This window comes from Cohnella baijiui, from assembly GCF_020731285.1.
GTDB lineage: Bacteria > Bacillota > Bacilli > Paenibacillales > Paenibacillaceae > Cohnella.
The window spans coordinates 1-211 of record NZ_JAJFOW010000509.1; the positions used below are offsets into that span (position 1 = coordinate 1).

A 211-nucleotide genomic window follows, 5' to 3' on the forward strand; every position below is an offset into this window, starting at 1 on the left:
CGAAGCGGTCCGATAAGCCACATCACTCACTCCGTTTATACCGATACGGATATAATCCACTTTCCCGCTGGCATTCTTACCCGCAATGGCACATACGCCTGCAACGGCATAGCCAGAGGCCGGATGTGCATATTTAACATACGTACTCTTCGTGTGCGAAGGCGGGATCACAAAGGAAACCGCCGTCAGCACACCCGTCTCAGGCATTGCT

General features: G+C 53.1%; 1 pseudogene. It reads right to left on the reverse strand.

Features of this window, described 5'->3' with window-relative positions:
- Positions 1-211: pseudogene (locus LKX83_RS33580) on the reverse strand (xanthine dehydrogenase family protein subunit M); the annotation flags it as partial.